This is a genomic window from Pseudomonas sp. Lz4W (assembly GCF_000346225.2).
Classification (GTDB): Bacteria; Pseudomonadota; Gammaproteobacteria; order Pseudomonadales; family Pseudomonadaceae; genus Aquipseudomonas; species Aquipseudomonas paraversuta.
This window is the reverse complement of the sequence record NZ_CP017432.1, coordinates 1,502,836-1,527,169: the sequence shown is the minus strand read 5'-3', so window position 1 is coordinate 1,527,169 and position 24,334 is coordinate 1,502,836. Positions and strand designations below refer to the sequence as shown.

Here is a 24,334-nt window from a genome sequence, read left to right as displayed (position 1 = left end):
CTCCATGGGCGAAAGTATTCTCACCGCGCAGAACCTTAGCAAAGTGGTCCCCAGCGCGGAAGGCGAACTAACCATCCTGCACCCTTTGAGCCTTGAGCTGAACAAGGGCGACAGTCTGGCGATCGTGGGCGCATCGGGCTCCGGAAAATCCACCCTCCTGGGCCTGCTGGCCGGCCTCGACCTGCCAAGCCAGGGCGAAGTGATTCTGGCCGGACGTGCCCTCAGCAGTCTGGACGAAGATCAGCGCGCACGCGTCAGAGCCGAACACGTCGGGTTTGTGTTCCAGTCATTCCAGTTGCTCGACAGCCTCAATGCGCTGGAGAACGTCATGTTGCCGCTGGAGCTCGAGGGCCGTAGAGATGCTCGCGAGCACGCCCGCCACCTGCTGGAACGGGTCGGCCTGGGGCAACGCCTGAGCCATTCGCCGCGCCAGCTTTCCGGTGGCGAACAGCAACGGGTAGCCATAGCCCGGGCATTTGCCGCCAACCCGGACGTACTGTTTGCCGACGAGCCCACCGGCAATCTGGACAGTCACACCGGTGAGCGCATTACCGAGCTGCTCTTCGAATTGAACAAGGAGCGTGGCACCACCCTGGTGCTGGTGACCCACGATGAACGCCTGGCCCATCGTTGCCGGCGCCTGATCCGTCTTGAAGCCGGCCATTTGGTCGGCCCCCTGGAGCCTTGATGGCACGCTTGCCGCTGTTGCGCCTGTTCAGCCTCGCTGTGCGCCAGCTCCTGCGCGATGCCCGCGCCGGGGAGTTACGCGTGCTGTTTTTTGCGCTGCTGGTCGCCGTCGCCGCCAGCACGGCCATCGGCTATTTCGGTGCCCGCCTCAATGGCGCGATGTTACTGCGTGCCACCGAGTTTCTGGGCGCCGACCTGGTGCTCGATGGCAGCTCACCGGCACGTGAAGAGCAAATCAGGGTGGGCAGGGAATTGGGCCTGCAGCACGCCCGGGTCGTGGAGTTTTCCAGTGTCATCGCCACTGACAACGGCATTCAGCTGTCCAGCATCAAGGCGGCTGACAGTGCTTACCCCTTGCGGGGCGAGCTGAAAAGCGCAGCGCAACCCTACGCCGAGGAACAACCCGGCGGTGGCCCCGCGCCCGGGGAAGCCTGGGCAGAAGCCAGACTGCTGACGGCCCTGGACCTGAAAGTCGGCGACCCCATCGATGTCGGCTCCAAAACTGTGCGTATCACCCGCGTCCTGACCTACGAGCCAGACCGCGCCGGCAACTTCTACAGCCTCACCCCACGGGTACTGATCAACCTGGACGACCTCGCCGCCACCGGTATCGTACAGCCCGGCAGCCGGGTCAGCTTTCGCGAACTGTGGCGAGGTGACGCCCCGGCTCTTGAATCCTATCGCCAGGTCATCAAACCCGGCCTCGACGCCAACCAGCGCCTGCTGGACGGGCGTGATGGCAACCAGCAGATTGGCGGCGCGCTCGGCAAGGCCGAACGTTATCTGAATATGGCCAGTCTGGTGGCGGTGCTGCTCTCTGGCGTCGCAGTGGCGTTGTCTGCAACCCGCTTTGCCAATCGCCGTTTTGATGCCAGCGCCCTGCTGCGCTGTCTGGGCCTGTCCCGGCGCGAAACCCTCTGGCTGTTTACCCTGCAACTAACGGTACTCGGCTTGCTGGCCAGCCTTGCGGGGGCTCTGCTCGGCTGGGTGGCGCAGCTTGGTTTGTTTGCACTGTTGCATGATTTATTGCCTGCCGATGTGCCGGCCGGCGGCCTGATGCCGGCTATTGCCGGGATGGGTACCGGGCTGGTAGCACTGGCCGGTTTCGCCTTGCCGCCACTGGCTGCGCTGGGACGCGTCCCGCCGTTACGGGTATTGCGCCGTGACATATTGCCGATCCCGGCCAGTACCTGGACGGTTTACGGCGCCGCCTTGCTGGCACTCGGGCTGATCATGTGGCGCATGAGCCTCGATCTGGTGCTGACGTTTGCCCTGCTCGGCGGTGGCATAATTGCCGCGCTGGTGCTCGGCGGTCTATTGCTGCTGGGCCTGCAAAGCCTTCGCCGCCTGCTGGCCGGGGCCTCGTTGCCGTGGCGTCTGGGGCTGGGCCAGTTACTGCGCCATCCACTGGCCGCTGCCGGCCAGGCCCTGGCCTTTGGCCTGATTCTGCTGTCGATGGCGTTGATTGCCCTGCTGCGTGGCGAGCTGCTCGACACCTGGCAAAACCAGTTGCCCAAAGATGCCCCCAACTACTTCGCCCTGAACATCCTGCCAGCGGATAAAGACGCGTTCAGCAAGCGCCTGCACGAACTGCAAGCGCAGGCTGCGCCACTGTACCCGGTGGTGCCCGGACGCTTGATCAGTATCAATGGCGAGCCCGTGCAGGAACTCGTCAGCAAAGACTCCCCTGGCGACAAAGCGATCCAGCGCGACCTGAGCCTGACCTGGGCCGCCGACCTGCCTGCCGGCAACCAGCTGACTGCGGGCACATGGTGGACAGCTCAGCCGGGGGGCGATGTACCCGGTGTGTCAGTGGAGGCAAAAGTAGCCGAAAGCCTGAAACTCAAACTGGGCGATCACCTGGTCTTTACCGTTGCCGGGGTAAATCGCGAGGCCCAGGTCAGCAGTTTGCGCAGCATCAACTGGGACAATTTCCAGCCGAACTTCTTCATGATCTTCCAGCCGGGCACCTTGCAGGACTTGCCCGCCACCTATCTCACCAGCTTTTATCTGGCCCCGGGCCATGACCGGGAAATCATCGATCTGTCGCGCAGCTTTCCGGCCGTGACCATTCTGCCTATCGAAGCCCTGCTGGCGCAGCTGCGCAGCATCCTTGCGCAAGTCACCATCGCCGTGGAATACGTGCTGCTGTTTGTCCTGGCTGCCGGTATGGCAGTGCTGTTCTCCGGTTTGCAGTCCACCCTGGACGAGCGTATCCGCCAAGGCGCCTTGCTGCGGGCCCTGGGGGCAGAACGGCAACTGTTGATCAAAACCCGGCGCATAGAGTTCGGCCTGCTGGGTGCTACCAGCGGTTTACTGGCCGCCCTGGGCACCGAGCTGGTGAGCCTGGCGCTGTATCGCTTCGCCTTCGACCTGCCATGGCATCCACACCCGTGGTTGCTGCTGCTGCCTGTACTAGGGGCATTGATGGTCGGTGGTGCCGGGGTGTTTGGCACCCGCCGGGCACTTAATGCCAGCCCGCTAACCGTGTTGCGCGAGGGCTGATAGACTCGCGTTTTTCATATGCCAACGGATGCCCATGAGCCGCTATCGCCCTCCCCGCCCTGCCGGCACCGCGCTGATCACCCCCGAAGGTGAAGCGCGAATGCGTGCCGAGCTGCACGAGTTGTGGCACGTGCGCAGACCGCAAGTCACACAGTCGGTCAGCGAGGCTGCGGCCCAGGGCGATCGTTCGGAAAACGCCGAATACACTTACGGCAAAAAAATGCTGCGCGAAATCGACAGTCGCGTGCGCTTTCTGACCAAGCGTCTGGAAAGCCTCAAGGTCGTCAGCGAAAAGCCCAGTGACCCGAACAAGGTTTACTTCGGGGCATGGGTCACGATTGAAGATGAAGACGCAAAGCAGTCGCGCTACCGCATCGTCGGCCCCGACGAGCTGGACCTCAAACAGGGCCTGATCAGTATCGACTCGCCCCTGGCCCGGGCGCTGATCGGAAAATCGCTGGATGCTGAAGTACAGGTGAAAACACCCACCGGTGAACAGTGGGTGTACATCGTGGCGATTGAATATCCCTGAGTTCAGCGCAGAGTGATCAGGCCCTGACGCGACACACGGGTAAGGTTGCCAATCACCAGCTCGGCGTTCTCGGCACTGGGGGATTGAATCACTGCCAGATCGAAGCTGTTGCTGGCAAAGCGTGCCAGGCTGTCACCTTCTTCGACAAACTGAATCAGAAACGCCGAAGCCCGGCCTTTGCGACGCGGCCAGCCGTCCAGATAACGCAGCAGCGTAGGCTGATGTTTACCGCTCAGAAGGATTTTTGGATTGCGCAGGTTCAGATTGGCCGTGATCGGCTCAAGACGTACAAGGGGACGCGTCTGACTCATGTTTCGGTTCTCCGCCTCAAGGTTCTGCGTGGCAGGTGAGAGGCAACACCGAACCAGCGCTTTAGCGGTATTTCGAGGCCTGCTTCAAGCCTCTTAGAAGGTCTTGCAACCCTCTGGCGCCCCGCAAGTAGCTGTTTAAATCGGCGCAAGAAAACATCCTAGATAAACCGGCTTGTAACTGTCAACAATCCCGTACAACGAAAAAGGCCCGCTTGCGGCGCAATGCTGTTCACACAAGTAAACCCTGTCTTGCCGGAGCAACCTTGTCTCGCGATGTTCTCGAGAACATCGCGAGACAAGCTCGCTCCTACAGTTGAGACAGCAGTGGTTCAAGTGAACAGCATTGCGCTTGCGGCGGGCCTTTTAGTGAACGTTGCACTTTATTTGGCGATAGCACCATCGATGGACAACTTGCCCGCGCCTTCCAGCAGCACGGCCACCGTACCGCCCAACAGCGCCAGGGCAAACTCATAGCCATTGTTGGCCATGAACAAACCGTTATGGATATGCACCGAGAAAATCGCCACCAGCAAGGTGAATGACAGGCCCAGGGCTGCCGGACGGGCCAGCAAACCGACAATCAGGGCCAGGCCGCCAAAAAACTCGGTGCCGCCAGACAGCAGTGCCATCAAGGTGCCCGGCGTCAGGCCAATGCTTTCCATCCATTGCGCAGTACCGGCAAGTCCACCACCACCGAACCAGCCGAAGAGTTTTTGTGAGCCATGGGCAGCAAAAATAATGCCCACGAAAATCCGCAACACTGTCAGGCCATAGCCTGCACGGGTGCCCAAAACGGTTTGGATCAATTTGCTCATGCTGTAGTCCTTTAGATCATCAGGTGGGGAATGCTCGCCATACTAATCAGTTTTCATCATGTTAAAAGTCGAATAAACCCGACATAACAATCAAATTATCCGATCATTTCCGGGAGACCAGCTCAGGCTTTACTGGCTCCAGCGAGTCACGCTCCCGGTCGAAGGCCAAATAGTATTTATTCACACTATTAACATAGCTGACCGCACCCATTCCAACCTGCTCCATGGCAATCCGCTCGACCTGGAAGAACCATTGATCAGGGTTCAAACCACGCCGCCTGGCCTCGGCCCGCATGCCCTGCACCCGTTCCGGGCCCATGTTGTAGGCCGCCAGCACAAAAGCCATGCGCTCACGCTCATTGAGCTTGGGGCTGGCAAAGAACTTGCGGCGGATCATCGCCAGATACTTGGCCCCTGCTTGCACATTGTTATCTACATTCTGAATGTTGCTGACCCCCACTCTCTGGGCAGCCGAAGGGGTAATTTGCAGCAACCCCGTAGCCCCGCCAGAGCCCCGGGCATCAGGGTCAAGGGTTGACTCCTTGAACGCCAGCGCCGCCAGGTTCAACCAGTCCATCCCCTGCTGGCGCGCATGCTTTTGCAGAATCGGCCGCAGCTTTTCAAGCTTCTGGCGATCGGCCCGGGCCAACGGGTAATGCACCCGATACAAGCGTCGGTACACTCGCTCGAAGGCTACGTCCTGATCGGACGGGGCCTTGTAGCTCAGCACAAAGCGGTCAATGCTGGCACGCAACATCGATGCATCACGGCGCACATACCAGCGCATGGCAGCAGGCTCGCTGACCAGTACCTTGCGGTCAAAACGCAGCTTTGGCATCAAGGTCGCCCAGCGTTCGGCAATAGGTCGCTCAACAATGGTCAGATGAAAAATACCGGCCTGAACCATCTCCAGCACATCTTCGACGGCCAGGCTGGGGTCCACCCATTCGATTTTTACCGCCGGCAGTTTTCGCAGGGCCAGCTTCTGATTGATCATGTTGACCGCCGCTCCGGCTGCGCTGCCGGTGGTCAATGTCACAGTCCGGCCTGACAGCTGTTCGAAACGGCTGAACCTGCGCTCACCCTTGACCCCCACCAGCAGCAAAGGCACGTCATCGACGATCGGGTCGCTGGGGCTGATGGCATGGTTGGCTTTAAAGTCGAGCAACTCGCCCGGGGCTACCAGATCACCTTCACCACGGGACAAGGCGCCCAGCAGTTGATCCTTGGCTTTGGGGATGATTTTGAGGGTGATTTCCTGGCCATCGCGGGCGTGGCCATTGAGGTAGCGCTCGAATGCGTGCAACCGATGATATTCAACACCGATCGCCTGGCCTTGCACCTCTCCCGAGCTATTGCGGCTTTGGTTGACCAGCACCCGTAACACCTGACTGCTGCGGATTTGCGCCAGATCGCGGACCTGACTGGGCTGCCCGACCTGTAACGGTCCGGCCAGGCGCGCCAGTACCGGTAGTGGCAGCAGCATCAGGCACAGCGCAATCAATAGTGTTGGTCTTGTCATCCGTTCTCCGGAAAGAATACAGCCCGGCGCCGTGTCGGATTACCCGACAACCGGTGCCCCTTTTGGGGGATTTAAGCGCTGGGAACAGCGCGCAATACAGTCAATGCGTCCTGTAGAAAACCGGGCATTGCGTTGTTGCGGCATTCAAAGACAACCATAACTGTCTGTAGTTCTTGGTTTTTCTTATAAATCTACAGCTCTGATATGCTTCTCGGCCTGTGGCCTGAGGTAGCACCATGCAACTCATCGATATCGGCGTCAACCTGACCAACCCTAGCTTCGACGGCAAACACCAGGCGGTTTTAGACCGTGCTTACGCCGCTGGCGTGGCGCAACTGATCCTCACGGGCACCAGCATTGAAGGCAGTGAACTGGCCTTGCAACTGTGCCGCGAGCTTGACCAGAGCGGTCAGCGACTGTTCGCCACGGCGGGGATTCACCCGCACTCGGCCAGTGACTGGAACAGCGACAGTGCCCAGCGTTTACTGGCCCTGCTCAAAGACCCCAACGTGCGTGCCGTGGGTGAATGCGGGCTGGACTTCAACCGCGATTTCTCACCGCGCCCGCAACAGGAGAAAGTGCTGGAAGAACATCTGGCGCTGGCGGTAGAGCTGCAGTTACCGGTGTTCCTGCACGAACGTGATGCCAGTCAGCGTCTGCTGGAAATCCTGCGCAACTATCGCGACCACTTGCCCGCTGCCGTGGTGCACTGCTTTACCGGAGAAAAGAAGGCGCTGTTCAGCTACCTGGACCTGGACTTGCACATCGGTATCACGGGCTGGATTTGCGACGAGCGCCGCGGTACCCATTTGCACCCGCTGGTGCGGGATATTCCCCGGGGTCGCCTGATGCTTGAAAGTGATGCGCCGTACTTGCTGCCGCGGACCTTGCGACCAAAACCGAAAAATGGTCGTAATGAACCGGCTTATTTAACAGAAGTTCTGCGGGAAGTGGCGGTGCATCGGGAAGAGAGCGAACAGGATCTGGCCGAACATACGACGGCATGCGCGCGGGCGTTTTTTGGATTGCCGGGTTAGCAGCAAGCCTCAAACCTGTAGCTTGCAGCCTCCCATACGGGCAGTTAGATCAACAACAAAACAACAGCATCCTTGACCCATATCAGCAGGTCTTCCTCGAGCAGCGGCACAATGATGGCACCTTGCCAATATTGTTTCCGCAAAATCAGAGAAGACCTTCCATGGGTACCTGGCTTAGCAACATCTCGCTCAAATACAAATTCTGGGCCGTCAATGCGGTGGCTTTCATCACTACGTTGCTGCTGGTGCTGTACGCCGTACAGCTTGAGCAGCAATCGCGCGGTGAAGCTGCTCAGGCCAGCGCCCGGGCCCAGGCCCATCTGCTGGCTGCATGGCCCGCCGGTCAGGCGCTGCCTGTAGCCAGTCATGTCTTGCTGTTACCAACCGATAAGGCCCCCAATCTTGATCCGCGCTCACTCGGGCAACTGAACAATGGCAATGGCTGGGTTTCTATAAATGCCATGCCACTGTTCGGGCAAAATCCGTTGCTGGGCGCCGAGGTGGTGACCCGCGGCGACAACCAGAAAATCGCGGTGCTGGCCTATGCCCCCAGCCTGGCGCAGGTATTCATGGAGCGCCTGCCCAACTATGCAGGGGCTGTGCTGATTCTGATGCTGGCGATGCTCGGCGCCTCGCAATTGCTGATCCGCTTTTTGCTCAGCCAGCTCAATACCCTCAAGGATGTGATGCTGCATGTCGAGCAAACGGGCGACTTGTCTGCCCGCGTACCCATGGCCTGTACCGATGAAGTCGGACAAATGGCCAGCGCCTTTAATGCCATGCAGGCCGGCTACCAGCGCGTGGTGCATACCGTCGCCGACACTGCCGCGCAACTGGACGCCGGCGCCGAGCGCCTGGCCAGCAGCATGGATGAGGTACGCCAGGGCATGCTCGGCCAGCAGAGCGAAACCGATCAGGCGGCCACTGCAATCAACCAGATGTCAGCCACCGTTTTCCACATCGCGCAGCACGCCGGCGCTACCCGCGACCTGTCTCAAACCGCCGATGACCTGGCCGGTAGCGGGCAACAGGTAGTCAGTCGCGTGCAGCAATCCATCGCCAGCCTGTCCACCGGGGTGCAAACAACCGCCGAGATGATTCGGCAACTCGCCCAGGACAGCCAGAAAATCAACAGTGTGGTCGGCGTGATTCACAGCATTGCCGAACAAACCAACCTGTTGGCGCTAAACGCCGCAATTGAAGCTGCCCGCGCCGGAGAAATGGGCCGGGGGTTTGCAGTGGTCGCCGATGAAGTGCGACATCTGGCCAAGCGCGTCCAGACCTCCACTGACGAAATCACCGCAATGGTATCGGCCCTGCAGGCAGGCACCCGGGACGCGGTGGACTTTATGCAGGAAAGCTCATTCAAGGCCGATGACTGTGTACAGCAAGCCCAGGAAGCCGGGGCAGCCCTGGCCGAGATCACCCGCGCAGTGGCGCAAATGCGCGAAAGCAACACCCAGATCGCCGTTGCCGCGGAGCAACAGAGCCAGGTCGCAGAAGAAATGAATCGGGCCGTGGTCAGCATCCGCGACGTTACCGAAAACACCGTGCAGCAAACCGTAGATTCCGCCACCACCAGCAATCAGCTGGCGACTCTGGCAGGTGAGCTGAATCGGGCCATCGGGCAGTTGAAACTATAGAAAAGACCCTATCGGGCCAATAGCCACAGTTGATTCGCCCCGCCCGTAACCCGGGCTTATGCTTTGTTCATAGGGTTCAGCCAAGGCTGAACCTCTGAATAAAACAAGGAGAGCAATCATGGGCAAACGTCACCCCAACCTGCCGGCCTGGCAATGGCGCTCCAACCCGCAGAGCCATCAAAGCACCGCGCATCAGGCACTCAACCTGATCGCAATACCCATGATGGTGCTGGCTTTTCTGTTGCTGGTATCCGGCGTATTCAGTGAAAACGCCGTGAGTGCCAGCATCGGGCTGCTGGCCTTGTTCGCAGGCATGGCGTTGCAACACCAGGGGCGCAAGCTCGAAGCCAGGGCCGGGAATGCGCAACGCAGCCAGACATTTTGACTAACCGAACACCGCTACCGTCTGGCGGCTGATCGCAACCAGTTCGCCATTGGGCGCCCACAGATTGGCCGCCACATGACCGTAGCCGTCACGGGCATGCTCAATCACTGCCAGGTACTGACACCATTCAAGCGTGCTGACTTGCGGCAGGGGCTGCACAAACTCGATGGTCCAGGTCAGCGTGCTGCCCGCTGTAGGTTTGTTCAATAACGGCAGCAATGCAGGTGGCCAGGTATCGACCAGGGCCAGCAAATGGGTTTCAGTCAGCAGCTCGTCCTTGATATCACCGGCAAAACGCACCCAACCACCCATCTCCCGTGTGCCACGCCCGGTGAAAGGCAGCGCACCCACGGCCCAGGCCATGGACATGTGCCGCATGAACTCCGGGGTCACGCCCTTGATATAGGGCAGTAACGGGCTGTCTTCAGGCGCCTTGATCTGCGGCGCGGGCACTCCTTCGAGGTTGATGACCGACTCGCGCGGGGCACCAAAACTGCCTTGCACCAGGGTCACGACCTGACCATTCTGCACCGCCCGCCCCAGGACCTGGCTGACCGCCTTGCCTTCACGCAGTACTTCGACTTCAAAACTGATCGACACATCCGGCTCGGCAGGGCCGACAAAGGTCACCGCCAGCGAACGCAAGGCACGCCCGGCGGGGACCTGCGCGCGCATGGCTTCGTACTGCAAGGCAACCATCAGGCCGCCGAAGCTGGCACGTCCCTGACCCCAGTCCGGGGTAATGGTGACGTCCAGTGGATTGCGGCGAACCGCTTCGACCAATTCGCAAAACTGCATGAGCACCTCGATACAGAAAAATATGCAGCGATACTACTCATCCATCCGCCACTGCACAGCGTTGTATCCGCCAAATAGCCAGCCGAAAGGGCCTAGCGAAAACTGGCCGCGCTCAATTTGACCAGTGCCCGGTCTGCGCGCTTCTCGCCGCGAGCCAGCGCGGCCTGCCATTGCTCCACACAAGGCTGCAGATCGGGCTGCTGCTCGGCCTGAACCAGCCACTGCCAGGCGTCATGCCATTCCCCCAGGGCCTTTTGCGCCTCCTTCAACCGGGCCAGTACCAACACAGGCAAGCGATCCAGCTGTGGATAGGCTTCGGCGGCGTAACGCACGCGCTTGATCAGCAGCCGCACCCGATGCCGGTCATGCCCCGGATCATTCAGGGCCTTTTCCAGGGTCTGCCACTGTTTATCCAGAACCGTCCCGATCCGCTTGCGCAAGCCTTGCAGCAACCCTTCACGCTGAGCCGCGCGGATAAAGCGCGGGAAGACATCGAGGATCATCAGCAACTGTGCCAGTTGGGCACTGTCGGCCACCGCCGCATAACTGCCTGAGAGCTGCTCCAGACGCCGCTCTGCCTGCGCCCGATAGCCTTGCTGCTGCAAGTGCGCAGCCAGCACTTCAAGATCGCGCAGCGGCGTCGTCAGGAGACCTACCTGGGAGGCGGACATTTCCAGTTGCACCACGCCCGGCAAACCGCGCAACGGGCGCAACAGGCTGCGCAAACGACGTACCGTAGTACGCAAATCGTGCAGTGCCTCGGGATCGGTGTCAGCCTGCAAACGCGCCTGGCAGGCCAGCAACCTGACCTCCAGGCGCACAATTTTGCCGATTATCCGGTCTACCAATTGAGACATCCTTACCCTCCCCCATCACCGCAACGGCTCAACGTCCTGCGCGGGATTCACGAATATAGAAACGCGCTTTTTCGGCTTTTGTGGTGCAGCCTTCAAAGGCTTCGAATTGTTGCTGGGTTTTCGCCCCGGTCAGTAACGACAAGGCTTTGGAATAACTGACAGTCCCTGCAAAACCTTCCGCCTTGGCCAGATCCAGCTCATGCCAGGCAGCGTCCAGCTGGGTAGCGCAACTGTCTCGATAAGCCGCTTTATTGCCCGCACAACCCGCCAGAGCCAATGCAATCAACGGTACACAAAGCCAAGCTTTCATAATGTTTCCCTCAAAAATTAATGTTCAGTGCAAACTCAGACGGGCAAGTGCCGTAAAAGTGCCTTGACCGGTGTGTGACTGTTGCTGCGACAGGCTTTTCAATCGGCCCACGCCGACTGAAAAGCGCGTCCGTGTAACGGCGAGCGATTGCCCTTACATCCTAGCTGGCCGGCGCCGATTTATGCCACAGCTGTCACTACAGGGCACAAAAAGGCATTGTGGACACCTGTCAGACGAAGGTTCGGTTCATGAAAAAACGTATTGCACTGGTATTAGGCTCCGGGGGTGCCCGGGGTTATACCCATATCGGCGTCATTGAAGAACTTGAGCGTCGCGGTTACGACATTGCCTGCGTTGCAGGCTGCTCAATGGGCGCGGTCGTGGGCGGCATCTACGCCGCCGGTAAACTTGACCAGTATCGCGACTGGATTCAAAGCCTGGACTACCTGGATGTATTGCGCCTGGTCGATGTCAGCTTCCGGCTGGGAGCCATCCGCGGCGAAAAAGTCTTCGGCCAGATCCGCAATATCGTTGGCGAGATCAACATCGAAGACTTGCGCATCCCTTACACCGCAGTCGCTACCGACCTCACTCACCAGCAGGAAATCTGGTTTCAGGAGGGCTGCCTGCACCAGGCCATGCGGGCTTCGGCGGCAATTCCCAGCCTGTTCACCCCGGTGATGCAGGGCAACCGCATGCTGGTCGACGGTGGCCTGCTCAACCCTTTACCCATAGTCCCGGTGGTCTCCAGCCATTGCGACCTGATCATCGCCGTCAACCTGAACTCCACCCACCACAATAACTATCAACTGCCCGTCATCGAGCGCCCTGCAGCATTCAAGGGCCGCTTCGACAGTTTGATGAGCTCACTGGGGTCGCACATTCCGTTTCGCACCAAACAGGCCGAGCACCTGTTGAACCTGGAACAGGAAATGCTCAACCCCCTGACCGAACAGCTGCCCGATCCCTGGCTCGAATCGGCCGCACCAAAAGCCCGGCATACTGGCGACCAGGGCGCCCCCAAGTCAGCCACCGGCTCGTTCATCATCGACAACGTCGGCCCCGCTTCGCTGCTGGACTTGATCAACCAGAGCTTCGAGGTGATGCAGACCTCCCTGGCCCAATACAAGATTGCCGGTTACCCGCCGGATATCCTGATCAATGTGCCCAAACGCGTGTGCCGCTTCTTTGAGTTCTACAAAGCCCCGGAACTCATCGCTCTGGGCCGGCAAATCGCCAAAGACACGCTGGACCGCTACGAAAGTGAAGAGCACTAGTCAAACCCGGGTCAGCAGCCGATAACCGACGCCCGCTTCAGTGGCAATAAATCGCGGATGCGTCGGATCATCCGCCAGCTTTTGCCGCAGATGGCCGATCACGATGCGCAGGTAATGACTGTTTTCGATATGGGTCGGGCCCCAAATGTCCTTGAGCAATTGCTGCTGGGTGATCACCCGTCCCGGATGCCGTGCCAGTTGCGCCAGCACCGCGTACTCCTTGCGGGTCAGGGCCACTTCGACCCCATCAAGCAACACCCGGCGATAGGCCAGGTCAACCACCAGAGGGCCAAGCTCAATCGCCGCTTCTTGCGTCTCGCCTGCGGGGGCCTGGCGCAACAGAGCCCGGACCCGGGCCAGAAATTCCTGGATACCGAAAGGCTTGGTCACATAGTCATTGGCCCCGGCGTCCAGCGCCTGGACCTTTTGCACTTCACTGGCGCGCACCGAAAGCACCAGCACCGGCACGTTCGACCATTCGCGAAATTCACGCAGCACCTGCTGGCCGTCCATGTCGGGCAGGCCCAGATCCAGTACCAGCATGTCCGGCTGCTTTAACGCCGCCTGGCTCAAGCCATCAGCCCCAGTGGCAGCTTCCAGCACGTTGTAGCCCTGGGAGACCAGACTGATGCGCAAAAACTTGCGAATCTGCGGTTCATCGTCGATGACCAAAATAGTCGCGCCCTGGCTCATGGCATCACATCGCAGTAAAGGAATGGCCGAAGAATATCAGTGTTCAAGGCCGGACTCTTCCTGATCGAAGGCGGGCTGCTCGGGCAAGGGCAGGTACAGCGTGATACAGGTACCGCTGCCATCAATACCGTCACCGACAGTAATTCGCCCACCGTGGGCACCGACCATGCCCTGACAGATAGCCAGCCCGAGCCCGGTCCCCTGCCCGCCCCGATCGCCACGGGCGGCGGTGTAGAACATGTCGAAAATCTTCGCCCGCTCGTCCTCCGGGATGCCCGGGCCCTGATCGCTGACCGCAAACCACAGCTCCTGCTCATCAGCACCCGCTTGCAGCACCAATTGCCCGGCAGGCGGTGAGAAGCGTGCAGCGTTCTCCAGCACATTGATCAGTGCCTGCTCGATCAACGCCGCGTGGATGTGCAGCAACGGCAGTTGCGCCGGCACCTCTACCTTTACCTGCAACGGTGCCAGCACCGCCCGCAGCCGATTCAGGGCACTGCCCACAATATCGGCCGGTGACACCCAGTCACGGGCCAGCTTCAACGCGCCGTGCCCCAGCCGGGTCATGTCCAGCAGGTTCTGAATGTAGCGGTCCAGACGCTCGGCTTCATCGCGGGTGGCTTCCAGCAGTTCGCGTCGATCCTGTACCGGTATCGATTCGCCCAGTGCCAGCAAGGTATCGATACTGCCCTGCATCGTGGTCAGGGGCGTGCGCAGATCATGGGACACGGAGGCCAGCAAGGCACTGCGCAGCTGCTCGGTCTCGCCGTGCAAACGCGCCGCTTCCAGATCCTGGGCCAAACGGGCCCGGGCCAGTGCCTGGGCCAGAGGCTGGCTCAGCGCCATCAACAGGCGACGATGTTGACCGCTGAGCGCCAGATTTCCCTTGGGGCACACCCCAAGCAAGGCCAGCGGCCCTTCTTCAGCGCTTAATGGCCACCACCACCAACGCCCCATGGGCAGTGTGCCGGTGCCCTTGCCGGAGGGCTGGTCGTGGGCCCAGGCCCAATCCGCAGCCGCGCGCTCGGCCTCGCTGAGCTGCAGGGGGCCGCCAGTCTCGACCTGCCAGCCAGCGTCGGGGTCCCGCTTGAGCAAACACACATCGAGCTCCTTCCAGCTGCTCAAATGCTGGGCCGCGGCATTGATCACCGCCTGGCGATCGGTAGCCGCAGTCAGCTTGCGCGACAGGTCGAGCAATTGCGTGGTTTCCTCCTGAGTCTCACGCAGCGCCTGCAACTGCCGTCGTTGCCGGGCCGCCAGATTGCCGGTGAGGGCTGCCATGAGCAAAAAGAACAACAAGGTCAGCACGTCTTCTTCGCGCTGGATGCTGAACGAGAAGTTGGGCGGGATGAACAGAAAGTCATAGGCCAGAAACGACAGCGCAGCGCAGGCCAGCGAGGGCCCCAGACTGCTGCGCACGGCCACCAGCAACACCGCCGCCAGAAACACCAGCGAAATATTGGGCAGCGCCAGCACACTGGAAACGCCCCAGGCCAGGGCACTGGCCAGGATGGTCGCCACCAGCGCCAGGCCATAATCGAACCACACCAGGGTGGGCACTCCCCGGCTTGAAGCCGCAGTGGGCGACTGCTCATTGTCGAGCACGTTGATTTCCAGACCGTGGGCATCGCGCAGCAGCCGCGAAGCCAGCCCGCCGCCAAAGACCCGGCGGCGCCAGGTCAGGCGCGACTGGCCCACCAGCAACAGGCTGGCACGCCGCTCGCTGGCGTGCTGGATCAGCGTCCTGGCCACTTCACCGGCGCGCAGCAGCACCACTTCGCCCCCCAGGCGCTCAGCCAGCTGTTGCGCGTTTTGCAGACGCAGCCGTGACTGCTCGTCACGCACCGTGCCGTTGTCCACATGCACCAGACTCCAGGGCAGATGCCTGCGCTCTGCGACGCGGCTGGCGTGACGTACCAGGCGTTCGGCATGCACGTCGCCATCAATTCCCACCAGCAGGCGACCACGCAGCGCCGGAGCCGATTGCCCCTGCTGGCGATAACCTTTGTCCAGCTCATCGTCGACGTAGACCGCTGCCGTCTGCATCGCCAGTTCACGCAGGGCGTTGAGGTTGGTCTGGGAGAAAAAGGCGTCGATCGCTGCCCGTGCCTGCTCGGGCACGTACACCTTGCCCTCGCGCAGACGCTCCAGCAGCTCCCGCGGCGGCAGGTCGATCAACAGCAGTTCGTAGGCTTCCTGGATGATCCAGTCGGGCAGGGTTTCACGCACCTGTACCCCGGTAATGCCGCGCACCCGATCATTGAGGCTTTCCAAATGCTGGACGTTGACCGTGGTATACACATCGATGCCCGCTGCCAGCAGCTCCTGGACATCCTGCCAGCGCTTGGCATGACGGCTGCCCGGGGCGTTGCTGTGGGCCAGTTCGTCCACCAGCACCAGCCCGGGTCTGGCCGCCAGCAAACCGTCGAGGTCCATTTCTTCGAGCTGCACGCCGCGATACTCCGAACGCAGCATCGGTTGCTGAGGCAGCCCATTGAGCAATGCCTGGGTTTCGGCCCGGCCATGGGTCTCGACCACCCCCGCCAGCACCGTTACGCCCTGACGGACCTGGGTATGAGCCGCTTGCAGCATGGCGTAGGTCTTGCCCACGCCGGGGGCTGCGCCAAGGAACACCTTGAGCCGGCCACGGCCTGCCCGTGGCAAATCAGCTAACAGCGCATCGGCGCGACCGGAATCTGTCATGGAATTACCTATTGAATACATAAACCCCGCAGGAGCGAGCTTGCTCGCGAGCAAACTCGCTCCTGCGGGGTGCAGTCAGTTTTTAAGCTGAGCCAACGCCTGGTTCAGCAGCAATACGTTCACCACCGGCGGCCCCACCAGCGGCTGCTCGATATGTTGTTGCAGCAGCTGCTCTACCGTCTGCACCGGCAAATTACGCGCCGCAGCCACACGCACCAGTTGATAGCGTATTGCCTCAGGAGGCAAGTGCGGGTCCAGGCCACTGCCCGAGGTGGTCAGCAGCGCCAGGGGCACCGGGCCCTGATCGGCTACCACCAGCTGCGCAGCACTGTCCTTGACCCGCGTGGCCAGCGCCGGGTTGCTCGGCGCCAGGTTGCTCGCGGCACTGGACACCGTGGCAAACGCCCCCGCTGACGGGCGCGGGTGGAACCAGCCAGCCCCTGTGAAGTCCTGCGCGATCAGCGCCGAACCCAGGACCTGGCCCGCACTGTCGCGCACCAGGCTGCCATTGGCCTGTTGTGGGAACGCCAGCTGCGCGATCCCGGTAACGGTCAGCGGGTAGATCACCCCGGTGATCGCCGTCATCAACACCATCAGGCTCAGGGCCGGACGTAAAAGAGTCGCCATGATTGAGTCCTCTAAAAGTTCTTAAACCAGGTGCAGCGCCGTGAGCAGCATGTCGATCAGCTTGATGCCTGCAAAGGGCACCACCAGCCCGCCCACGCCATAGATCAGCAAGTTGCGGCGCAGCAAATGCGCGGCACTTGCCGCCTGGACCCGCACGCCACGCAAGGCCAGCGGGATCAGCACCACGATGATCAGTGCGTTAAACACGATGGCCGAAAGAATGGCGCTCTGCGGGCTGCTCAGACCCATGATGTTGAGCACACCCAGCTGCGGGTAGATGGTGGCAAACAGCGCCGGCAGGATCGCGAAGTACTTGGCCACATCGTTGGCAATCGAGAACGTCGTCAGGGCGCCACGGGTCACCAGCAGTTCCTTGCCGATTTGCACCACATCCAGCAACTTGGTCGGGTCGCTGTCCAGATCGACCATGTTCGCGGCTTCCCGCGCAGCCTGAGTGCCATCGTTCATCGCCATGCCGACGTCAGCCTGGGCCAGCGCCGGTGCATCGTTGGCCCCGTCGCCACACATGGCCACCAGCCGCCCGTCATTTTGCTCGTGGCGAATGCGCGCCAGCTTCTTCTCCGGCGTGGCTTCGGCCAGCACGTCATCCACACCGGCTTCGGCCGCTATCGCCGCAGCGGTCAGCGGGTTGTCACCGGTGACCATCACGGTGCGAATCCCCAGCTTGCGCAATTCGGCAAAGCGTTCGCGGATCCCGGGCTTGACCACGTCCTTGAGGTGAATTGCACCCAGCAACCGGCCCTGGGCGCACACCAGCAACGGGGTGCCGCCGCTCTGGGCGATCTTGTCGATCTCCCGCGACAACGCCGGCAGTACTTCGCTGCGTTTGAGGCCGACAAAGGCCAGTACCGAATCCACTGCACCCTTGCGATAAATCCGCCCGTTGCAGTCGATGCCCGACAAGCGAGTTTCAGCGGTAAAGGGCACGGCGGTGAAATCAGAGGCCGCAGGCTCTGGCAAGCTATGCAGGCCGCGAATGAACTCGACGATGGACTTGCCCTCCGCCGTTTCGTCCGCCAGGGAGGCCAGCAATGCACCTTCAGCCAGCTCTTTGGCAGTCACGCCGGGGGATGCATACAACGCCGTGCAGCGACGGTTACCGAAAGTGATGGTGCCGGTTTTATCCAGCATCAACACATGCACGTCGCCCGCAGCTTCCACCGCACGCCCGGATTTGGCGATGACATTGAGCCGCACCAGCCGGTCCATGCCGGCAATCCCGATGGCCGACAGCAAGCCGCCAATGGTGGTGGGAATCAGAGTCACCAGCAATGCCACCAGAAACACCAGCGGCAAGCTGCCACCGGCGTAATAGGCGAACGGCTGCAAGGTCACGACGACAATCAGGAAGATCAGGGTCAACCCGATCAGCAGGATATCCAGCGCCACTTCGTTAGGGGTTTTCTGGCGTTTGGCGCCTTCCACCAGTGCGATCATGCGGTCCAGGGTCGACTCGCCGGGGTTGGCGCTGATTTGCACCAGCAGCCAGTCCGACACCAGCCGGGTGTTGCCGGTCACCGCCGAGCGGTCACCACCAGACTCACGAATCACCGGTGCCGATTCGCCGGTGATGGCCGCTTCGTTGACTGCGGCAATCCCTTCAATCACCTCACCGTCACCGGGGATCATCTCCCCGGCTTCGACGCGCACCACATCGCCCTTGCGCAGGCGGGTCGCAGGTACCACTTCAAAACCGCCCGTGGCCGTACGCCGCCGCGCGCTCAAACCGACGCTGCCGGCCTTGAGGCTATCGGCGCGGGCTTTACCGCGACCCTCGGCCAGGGCTTCGGCAAAGTTGGCAAACAGCACGGTAAACCACAGCCACAGGGCGATCTGCACCGCCACCCCGGTGGGCACCGCAGGCTCGGGCATAAAGCACAGCACGGTGGTGAAAATGGCAGTCAGTTCCACCACCAGCATCACCGGTGAGCGCTTGAGCTGACGCGGATCGAGTTTGACGAAGGCTTGCAGCAAGGCCGGACGCCAGATATCGGCAAAGGATGTTTTGGGTGATTCGAGCGCCCTGGTTTCAGGCGCAGGAGTCAACTTGGAAACAGGAGCAGGCATAGTCATCATCGTCTCCTTAAAAGCCCAGGGTCAGTTGTTCAGCGATTGGGCCAAGGGCCAGGGTCGGCAAGAATGTCAGGCCGCCCACCAGTAAAATGGTCACAGTCAACAGCGCCACAAACAGCGGGCCGTGGGTGGGGAAACTGTCCTGGCCAATGGGCGCGGTTTTCTTCATCGCCAGGCTGCCGGCCAGGGCCAGTACCGGGAGGATGTAACCGAAGCGCCCGATCAACATCCCCAGGCCCAGCATCAGGTTGTAGAACGGCGTGTTGGCGCTGAGCCCGGCAAATGCCGAACCGTTGTTGGCACTGGCCGAGGTGAAGGCATAGAGGATCTGGCTGAAACCATGGGGCCCGGGGTTGCTCACCGAAGCCACGGCACTTGGCAATACGGCAGCGATAGCCCCCAGCACCAGCACCCCCACCGGCATCACCAGCAAGGTCACCACCAGCAACTGGACCTCTTTGGCCTGCAGTTTTTTACCGAGGTATTCCGGGGTGCGGCCAATCATCAGGCCGGCCAGGAACACGGCGATCAACACGTTGAGCAACATGCCGTAGAGCCCGGCACCGACGCCGCCGAAGATCACTTCGCCGACCATCATGTTGACCAGCGCCACCATTCCGCCAAGCGGGTTGAGGCTGTCGTGCATACCGTTCACCGAACCGTTGGAGGCGGCGGTGGTGGTTTCGGTCCAGAGCACGGTGCCCGTGGTGCCGAAGCGCACTTCCTTGCCTTCCAGCGGCGCGGTTTGCTCCACCAGCGGGCTGTTCAAGGTCGGGTTGGGCTGGTATTCGGCGTACAGCGCCGTACCGCCGCCGATCAGGAACAATGCCAGCATGCAGGCGATGATGGCCCGGCTCTGACGCAGATCCTTGACGTAATGGCCAAAGGTGAACACCAGCGCCACCGGAATCAGGATGATCGAAGCCATCTCGAACAGGTTGCTCCAGGCGCTCGGGTTCTCGAACGGGTGCGCCGAGTTGACGCCGAAAAAGCCGCCGCCGTTGGTACCCAGTTGCTTGATCGCAATCTGGCTGGCCGCCGGGCCCAGAGGAATGACCTGATCCGCGCCTTGCAGGGTCAGCGCATTGACGTAGTGGGCGAAGGTTTGTGGCACCCCCTGCCAGACCAGAAACAGCGCCAGCACCAGACACAGCGGCAACAGGCCGTAGAGCGTAGCGCGGGTCATGTCGACCCAGAAGTTGCCCAGGGTTTGCGCCGAGCGGCGGCTGATACCTCGGCACAGCGCAACCAGCACCGCCAGACCGGTGGCCGCGCTGACGAAGTTCTGCACGGTCAGACCGGCCATCTGGCTGAAGTAACTGAGGGTCGCTTCACCGCTGTAGCTCTGCCAGTTGGTGTTGGTGACAAAACTCACAGCGGTATTGAATGCCTGGGTCCACTCTTGCCCCGGCAACTGCTGCGGGTTAAGGGGTAAATACTGTTGCAGCAACAAAATGGCGAACAACAGCACAAAACCCGCCAGGTTGAATGCCAGCAGGGCCAGGGTGTATTTCTGCCAGCTTTGCTCGGTGCCCGGGTCAACCCCGGCGACGCGGTAGCAGACCTTCTCCACCGGCCCCAATACCGGAGTCAACCAGGTGCGCTGGCCTTCCATCACCCGATAATAAAAACGCCCGAGAAAGGGCGCCGGCAGCAGCACCAACGCGAAGAATGCAAGAATCAGCGCATAGTCATAACTGTGCATACCCGCTCCTAGTTCCGATCTGCGCGCAACAGCGCAACCAGCAGATAAACGAACAGCCCCACTGCCAACAGCAGCGACACCCCATCCAGAACGCCCATGACAAATCTCCCCGTAACGGCAATTGCCGCGTGTAGGAAGAGTGTGCGCAACATGGGCGTAAAGGATCGAGATCGAGGGGGATGCGGGGGCGTAAAGAAGGCGTAAAAAACCGCGCTTGCCTGTAGGAGCGAGCTTGCCTCGCGAGCTCTTCGCGGCCAGATTCAAGAGCCCGCGAGGCATGCCCCGTAATGGTTTAATGCAGCAGCGGTGTGTCCAGCACCTCGGACTGCCCGCCCAGCACGCTTTCGCTCAGCTGGACAAACACCTGGGTATTGACCTTGTCCAGACGCATCAAGGCCTGGCTGACGTCATCCAGTGAACGCTTGTTGCGGGTTTGCAAACGGATCTCGCGGTCCAGCGCCTGCAGCAGCGTGACAGCCCGCGCCACCATCGCCGGGCTGGCCGGGCCACGCAGGCGGGTCACGCCCTTGCCGGCAGCATTGAGCCGGTGCTGCAGGGCCTGGTAACGCTCGTCACTCATGCCACCGGCACGGCGCATCAACTCAATGGCGTAATACTCACTCAGCCCTTCGCCAATCCAGGCATGCTCCGGCTCGACATTGATCGCGCTGAACAGCTGCACCAGTTCGCGCAACAACGGACTGCTCCCTGCTTCATTGACCAGAGGCAGGCTACTGGAGAGGTAAATCGAGTTGCGCGCCGCGGCACTGCCTTTCCACATCGGACTGCCCGCACCGACGATCAGCAGTTTGGCCGGGTTACGCGGGAATACGGCTTGCACCTGGGGCCAGACGAACGTCAGCAGGGTCAGCACATCCATACGCCGCATGCCCTGCCCCTTGGGCGCGGAGACAGTCACTTCGGTTTCCCCCAGCATGGTGCGGCGACTGCCCAGCGTACCGGCGAGCATCCAGCCGGTCGGCCGGTCAAACACACGGGAGACATCGTCGATGCGAAAACGGTTTTTGCCGATCCGCGGCCATGGTGTTTCGATGCTTTTCCAGCCCGGTGGCAACTCGAACGCCAGACGCGACACCAGCTCGCTGCCGTCCTGCTGATCGAGACTGGCCGCAGGGACCAGGTCTTCGCCGCGAAACAACGCCCACTGCGGGGTGATCCGCGTGTCAAAGCTGCCGTTCTTGCGCTGATGGTTCAAGTGCACGCGGTAGCTCAGGTTGGCCTTGCCCGGCGCCGGGTGCCACAGGCCACGGCTGTGATGTGCATCGGGGGTCAGCTGCCACTGGCCGTCAGCCTTGAAATCGCTGTAACTGCCCGGTGGCCCAAGGTCGAAATCCAGGCTGCGCACTGCCGTTCCTTCGGCCAGGGTCAAGCGCACCTCAGCCTGATCGCTTTGCGGCAACAGGCGGACATGGTAGTCAAAGTCGACTTTCTTGGCGGCCCACAGCGGGCTGCTGACTATCAGTAGCAGCAGCCCCAGAGGCCATTGGTATCGCAGCGGCATACACACTCCATGGCACCGCTCCGGCACTTAACCGGCGCGAAAAATCAGATGATCTTCCCAGTCGTCTTCCGGCACGCTGCCCTCGGCGAGCATGCGTCCGGATTGCGAAATGCGTTCGTGGTGCACCGCGTCAGGGTCGCCACACACCAGATGGTGCCAGAGCGGCAGGTCCTTGCGTTCACTGACAAGGCGGTAGCCACAGGTCGGCGGCAACCACTTGAACTCTTCGGCCTTGCCCGGCGACAACTGAATGCAGTCCGGAACACTGTCGCGACGCTTGGCGTAATCGGTGCATTGACAGGTTTTCAGGTCGAGCAATTTGCAGGCAATGCGCGTGTAGTAGACGCTGTTATCGTCTTCATCCTCGAGCTTCTGCAAGCAGCACAGGCCGCATCCGTCGCACAGCGACTCCCATTCCTCTTGATCGAGTTGATCGAGGGTTTTGCGGATCCAGAACGGTTCAACTATTGCGGCCATGGCTCAAACATCAACATCAGGGAGTGGAAAAGGCCGCCAGTCTAGTGCCCCGCGCTCCCCGGGCCAAGCACTGGTGACTGACGGTGTCACTGGACTTGTCACGTTCAAGGCGTAACAGTAGCTTTGTACCCGCCAAATCAACTCAGGAAAATCGAATGCCTGCTTCCAATCGCATTGCCGAACACCAGATCCATGAGCAGTTCACCCAACGCTGGTCGCCCCGAGCCTTCACTGACGAAAGCATCGACAAGGCCACCCTGCTGAGCTTTTTCGAAGCCGCCCGCTGGGCACCTTCGGCCTACAACTCGCAGCCCTGGCGCTTTCTGTTCGCCCTGCGTGGCACCCCGGATTTCGAGCGTTACCTGAGCCTGCTGGTGGAGTTCAACCAGGGCTGGGCCAAACACGCTGCGGCGCTGGTGGTGATTGTGTCGAAAACCACATTCGCCGCGCCGGGTACTACAGAAGAAAAGCCGGCTCCGACCAACGCCTTCGATACCGGCGCTGCCTGGGGCCATCTGGCGCTGCAAGCGCACTTGAGCGGCTGGCACACCCACGGCATGAGCGGCCTGGATTACGAGCGCGCACGTCAGGAACTGAAAATCCCTGAGGGCTATGCCATTCAGGCGATGGTGGCCATCGGCAAACTGGGCGACAAGGCCAGCCTGGTGGATTACCTGCAGGCCAAGGAAGTCCCGAGCCAGCGTGAGCCGCTGAGCAAGCTGGTAGCCGAGGGTGACTTCAGCCTGTAACGCCCCAACCCTGTGGGAGCCAGCTTGCTGGCGATGGTAGCGGTGCGCTGTATCTGCCGAGTCCCGTCAACGGCATCGCTGGCAAGCCAGCTCCCACAAAGCTGACCATTTCTTTAATACCCGCGTGCGAAATCCACTTCGCCGCGCAGTGCCTCACCCGCCTGGAACGCCCGCAGGTTGTCGACAAACAGCTGCACCATCAACGACGGCGATGTCGGCGCCGAGCTATGACCGGTCAGCAGCAAACCCCAGGCCGTCCAGAATGGATGCTTGGCCGGTAACGGCTCCTGACGGCAGACATCAATGATCGCGCCCGCCAGATGCCCCACACGCAAGGCTTCAACCAGGTCTGCATCCACCACGGCCACACCGCGCCCGGCATTGATGAACACAGCCTCGGGGTTGAACAGTGCAAAGAGTTCGGCGTCGTACAGGTCGTGGGTTTGCGGCGTGTTGGGCAACAGGTTGACCACGTAATCCATCTGCCCCACCAGCCGCGGCAAATCGCTCAATGTGGCAACTTCCCGGAACGGCGCCTGTTCCCGGGCAGTGCTGGCAATGGCGTACAGCTCAACCCCGAAGGGTACAAGAAACTGTGCCACGCTCTGGCCAATGTCCCCTGCCCCGACAATCAACACCTTGCGCCCTACCAGGCTGCGGCCGGTTCGGTTGTCCCACTTGCGTTCAACCTGGCTCAGCAGGCGCGCTATGACTTCACGCTCATGGCCGAGCATATAGGTCAGCACATACTCGGCCATCACCTGGCCAAAGATGCCGACTGCCCGGCTTAGCCGGTAATCGCGTTGCAGGCCGTCGGCCAGCAAGGGGGTGATGCCGGCCCAGGTTGATTGCACCCACTGTGGTTTGTGCCCTTGACGCAACAGGGTCGCCATCAGGTCCGGCTGCCCCAGCCACACCGGGCAATCTGCAGCCATCTTCGCCAATTGCGCCGAATCGCCGCTGGTCTGCACTTCCAGTTCGGGTGCAGCCTGCTGCAAGAGTTGGGCGTAAAGCGGGTAATCGTGCTCGGCAATCAGGACGCGCATGCTTGTAACCTTCCTAAAACACTGCAGCGCCCGCCGCCG

23 protein-coding genes are annotated in these 24,334 nt (G+C 61.1%); 8 read left to right on the top strand and 15 right to left on the bottom strand.

The genetic code is table 11. The annotated features are described in order from the left end of the window. Positions 1-4: 4 nt before the first annotated feature. The 3 genes from B195_RS07310 to greB are packed head-to-tail and all read left to right on the top strand — an operon-like array spanning position 5 to position 3,724. Entirely contained in the window at positions 5-688 is a 684-nt protein-coding gene (locus B195_RS07310) for an ABC transporter ATP-binding protein (RefSeq protein ID WP_003446806.1), read from the top strand. Continuing rightward, on the top strand, positions 688-3,192 hold the full coding sequence (locus tag B195_RS07305) for an ABC transporter permease (protein WP_003446801.1): 2,505 nt from the start codon (positions 688-690) through the stop codon (positions 3,190-3,192). Before B195_RS07310 ends, B195_RS07305 begins: the two co-directional genes overlap by 1 nt. A 34-nt stretch (positions 3,193-3,226) precedes the next feature. Further along, positions 3,227-3,724, top strand: coding sequence for a transcription elongation factor GreB (gene greB / locus B195_RS07300; RefSeq protein WP_003446799.1), 498 nt, complete (start codon positions 3,227-3,229; stop codon positions 3,722-3,724). Between the two features lie 2 nt (positions 3,725-3,726). On the opposite strand, the gene B195_RS07295 is transcribed toward greB, so the two are convergent. From B195_RS07295 to B195_RS07285, 3 genes are all read right to left on the bottom strand, one after another. Continuing rightward, the gene (locus B195_RS07295) at positions 3,727-4,035 is read right to left on the bottom strand and encodes a hypothetical protein (protein WP_003446797.1); all 309 of its coding nucleotides are present in this window, start codon (positions 4,033-4,035) and stop codon (positions 3,727-3,729) included. 380 nt (positions 4,036-4,415) lie between these two features. Next, entirely contained in the window at positions 4,416-4,850 is a 435-nt protein-coding gene (locus B195_RS07290) for a DoxX family protein (protein WP_003446793.1), read from the bottom strand. Positions 4,851-4,953: 103 nt separating this feature from the next. After that, positions 4,954-6,372, bottom strand: a complete 1,419-nt coding sequence (locus B195_RS07285) for a transglycosylase SLT domain-containing protein (protein WP_037001933.1) — start codon at positions 6,370-6,372, stop codon at positions 4,954-4,956. A 236-nt stretch (positions 6,373-6,608) separates the two neighbouring features. On the opposite strand from B195_RS07285, the gene B195_RS07280 reads away from it, so the two are divergent. The 3 genes from B195_RS07280 to B195_RS07270 all read left to right on the top strand — a co-directional run bounded on the left by B195_RS07280 (position 6,609) and on the right by B195_RS07270 (position 9,437). Then, complete coding sequence (locus tag B195_RS07280) at positions 6,609-7,409, top strand: TatD family hydrolase (RefSeq protein ID WP_003446789.1); 801 nt, start codon at positions 6,609-6,611, stop codon at positions 7,407-7,409. 161 nt (positions 7,410-7,570) lie between these two features. After that, complete coding sequence (locus tag B195_RS07275; RefSeq protein WP_003446788.1) at positions 7,571-9,052, top strand: methyl-accepting chemotaxis protein; 1,482 nt, start codon at positions 7,571-7,573, stop codon at positions 9,050-9,052. A gap of 118 nt (positions 9,053-9,170) precedes the next feature. Further along, a complete protein-coding gene (locus B195_RS07270) occupies positions 9,171-9,437 on the top strand; it encodes a hypothetical protein (RefSeq protein WP_003446787.1) in 267 nt (88 codons plus the stop codon). Here B195_RS07270 and B195_RS07265 read toward each other — a convergent pair whose 3' ends face one another. The 3 genes from B195_RS07265 to B195_RS07255 form a co-directional block, all read right to left on the bottom strand. Next, entirely contained in the window at positions 9,438-10,235 is a 798-nt protein-coding gene (locus B195_RS07265; protein WP_003446786.1) for an acyl-CoA thioesterase II, read from the bottom strand. It lies immediately after the preceding gene. Positions 10,236-10,327: 92 nt separating this feature from the next. Continuing rightward, on the bottom strand, positions 10,328-11,092 hold the full coding sequence (locus B195_RS07260) for a CHAD domain-containing protein (RefSeq protein WP_003446785.1): 765 nt from the start codon (positions 11,090-11,092) through the stop codon (positions 10,328-10,330). 28 nt (positions 11,093-11,120) lie between these two features. After that, the gene (locus tag B195_RS07255) at positions 11,121-11,402 is read right to left on the bottom strand and encodes a hypothetical protein (RefSeq protein WP_003446784.1); all 282 of its coding nucleotides are present in this window, start codon (positions 11,400-11,402) and stop codon (positions 11,121-11,123) included. 248 nt (positions 11,403-11,650) lie between these two features. On the opposite strand from B195_RS07255, the gene B195_RS07250 reads away from it, so the two are divergent. Continuing rightward, a complete protein-coding gene (locus B195_RS07250) occupies positions 11,651-12,679 on the top strand; it encodes a patatin-like phospholipase family protein (RefSeq protein WP_003446782.1) in 1,029 nt (342 codons plus the stop codon). On the opposite strand, the gene B195_RS07245 is transcribed toward B195_RS07250, so the two are convergent. From B195_RS07245 to B195_RS07210, 8 genes are all read right to left on the bottom strand, one after another. Then, positions 12,680-13,372, bottom strand: coding sequence for a response regulator (locus B195_RS07245; protein ID WP_003446780.1), 693 nt, complete (start codon positions 13,370-13,372; stop codon positions 12,680-12,682). Positions 13,373-13,408: 36 nt separating this feature from the next. After that, positions 13,409-16,075 carry a sensor histidine kinase KdpD gene (locus B195_RS07240; protein ID WP_003446778.1) on the bottom strand — a complete coding sequence of 889 codons (2,667 nt, stop codon included), beginning with the start codon at positions 16,073-16,075 and terminating at the stop codon, positions 13,409-13,411. A 75-nt stretch (positions 16,076-16,150) separates the two neighbouring features. Beyond that, a complete protein-coding gene (kdpC, locus tag B195_RS07235) occupies positions 16,151-16,702 on the bottom strand; it encodes a potassium-transporting ATPase subunit KdpC (RefSeq protein WP_003446776.1) in 552 nt (183 codons plus the stop codon). 21 nt (positions 16,703-16,723) lie between these two features. Further along, positions 16,724-18,796, bottom strand: a complete 2,073-nt coding sequence (gene kdpB, locus B195_RS07230; protein ID WP_037001931.1) for a potassium-transporting ATPase subunit KdpB — start codon at positions 18,794-18,796, stop codon at positions 16,724-16,726. A 10-nt stretch (positions 18,797-18,806) separates the two neighbouring features. Then, positions 18,807-20,501, bottom strand: coding sequence for a potassium-transporting ATPase subunit KdpA (gene kdpA, locus B195_RS07225; RefSeq protein WP_003446772.1), 1,695 nt, complete (start codon positions 20,499-20,501; stop codon positions 18,807-18,809). Between the two features lie 8 nt (positions 20,502-20,509). Then, a complete protein-coding gene (gene kdpF / locus B195_RS07220; protein ID WP_003446770.1) occupies positions 20,510-20,599 on the bottom strand; it encodes a K(+)-transporting ATPase subunit F in 90 nt (29 codons plus the stop codon). A gap of 194 nt (positions 20,600-20,793) precedes the next feature. Then, entirely contained in the window at positions 20,794-22,023 is a 1,230-nt protein-coding gene (locus B195_RS07215; RefSeq protein WP_003446768.1) for a hypothetical protein, read from the bottom strand. A 27-nt stretch (positions 22,024-22,050) separates the two neighbouring features. Then, entirely contained in the window at positions 22,051-22,500 is a 450-nt protein-coding gene (locus tag B195_RS07210) for a YcgN family cysteine cluster protein (RefSeq protein ID WP_003446767.1), read from the bottom strand. A gap of 155 nt (positions 22,501-22,655) precedes the next feature. On the opposite strand from B195_RS07210, the gene B195_RS07205 reads away from it, so the two are divergent. Continuing rightward, complete coding sequence (locus B195_RS07205) at positions 22,656-23,249, top strand: nitroreductase family protein (protein WP_003446766.1); 594 nt, start codon at positions 22,656-22,658, stop codon at positions 23,247-23,249. Positions 23,250-23,362: 113 nt separating this feature from the next. On the opposite strand, the gene B195_RS07200 is transcribed toward B195_RS07205, so the two are convergent. Then, positions 23,363-24,295 carry a D-2-hydroxyacid dehydrogenase gene (locus tag B195_RS07200; protein WP_003446764.1) on the bottom strand — a complete coding sequence of 311 codons (933 nt, stop codon included), beginning with the start codon at positions 24,293-24,295 and terminating at the stop codon, positions 23,363-23,365. Positions 24,296-24,334: the final 39 nt, after the last annotated feature.

Bases quoted from the DNA above. Each gene is read 5' to 3' on its own strand.
- B195_RS07310 (WP_003446806.1), top strand. From the start codon at position 5: ATGGGCGAAAGTATTCTCACCGCGCAGAACCTTAGCAAAGTGGTCCCC.
- B195_RS07305 (WP_003446801.1), top strand. From the start codon at position 688: ATGGCACGCTTGCCGCTGTTGCGCCTGTTCAGCCTCGCTGTGCGCCAG.
- greB (WP_003446799.1), top strand. From the start codon at position 3,227: ATGAGCCGCTATCGCCCTCCCCGCCCTGCCGGCACCGCGCTGATCACC.
- B195_RS07295 (WP_003446797.1), bottom strand. From the start codon at position 4,035: ATGAGTCAGACGCGTCCCCTTGTACGTCTTGAGCCGATCACGGCCAAT.
- B195_RS07290 (WP_003446793.1), bottom strand. From the start codon at position 4,850: ATGAGCAAATTGATCCAAACCGTTTTGGGCACCCGTGCAGGCTATGGC.
- B195_RS07285 (WP_037001933.1), bottom strand. From the start codon at position 6,372: ATGACAAGACCAACACTATTGATTGCGCTGTGCCTGATGCTGCTGCCA.
- B195_RS07280 (WP_003446789.1), top strand. From the start codon at position 6,609: ATGCAACTCATCGATATCGGCGTCAACCTGACCAACCCTAGCTTCGAC.
- B195_RS07275 (WP_003446788.1), top strand. From the start codon at position 7,571: ATGGGTACCTGGCTTAGCAACATCTCGCTCAAATACAAATTCTGGGCC.
- B195_RS07270 (WP_003446787.1), top strand. From the start codon at position 9,171: ATGGGCAAACGTCACCCCAACCTGCCGGCCTGGCAATGGCGCTCCAAC.
- B195_RS07265 (WP_003446786.1), bottom strand. From the start codon at position 10,235: ATGCAGTTTTGCGAATTGGTCGAAGCGGTTCGCCGCAATCCACTGGAC.
- B195_RS07260 (WP_003446785.1), bottom strand. From the start codon at position 11,092: ATGTCTCAATTGGTAGACCGGATAATCGGCAAAATTGTGCGCCTGGAG.
- B195_RS07255 (WP_003446784.1), bottom strand. From the start codon at position 11,402: ATGAAAGCTTGGCTTTGTGTACCGTTGATTGCATTGGCTCTGGCGGGT.
- B195_RS07250 (WP_003446782.1), top strand. From the start codon at position 11,651: ATGAAAAAACGTATTGCACTGGTATTAGGCTCCGGGGGTGCCCGGGGT.
- B195_RS07245 (WP_003446780.1), bottom strand. From the start codon at position 13,372: ATGAGCCAGGGCGCGACTATTTTGGTCATCGACGATGAACCGCAGATT.
- B195_RS07240 (WP_003446778.1), bottom strand. From the start codon at position 16,075: ATGACAGATTCCGGTCGCGCCGATGCGCTGTTAGCTGATTTGCCACGG.
- kdpC (WP_003446776.1), bottom strand. From the start codon at position 16,702: ATGGCGACTCTTTTACGTCCGGCCCTGAGCCTGATGGTGTTGATGACG.
- kdpB (WP_037001931.1), bottom strand. From the start codon at position 18,796: ATGACTATGCCTGCTCCTGTTTCCAAGTTGACTCCTGCGCCTGAAACC.
- kdpA (WP_003446772.1), bottom strand. From the start codon at position 20,501: ATGCACAGTTATGACTATGCGCTGATTCTTGCATTCTTCGCGTTGGTG.
- kdpF (WP_003446770.1), bottom strand. From the start codon at position 20,599: ATGGGCGTTCTGGATGGGGTGTCGCTGCTGTTGGCAGTGGGGCTGTTC.
- B195_RS07215 (WP_003446768.1), bottom strand. From the start codon at position 22,023: ATGCCGCTGCGATACCAATGGCCTCTGGGGCTGCTGCTACTGATAGTC.
- B195_RS07210 (WP_003446767.1), bottom strand. From the start codon at position 22,500: ATGGCCGCAATAGTTGAACCGTTCTGGATCCGCAAAACCCTCGATCAA.
- B195_RS07205 (WP_003446766.1), top strand. From the start codon at position 22,656: ATGCCTGCTTCCAATCGCATTGCCGAACACCAGATCCATGAGCAGTTC.
- B195_RS07200 (WP_003446764.1), bottom strand. From the start codon at position 24,295: ATGCGCGTCCTGATTGCCGAGCACGATTACCCGCTTTACGCCCAACTC.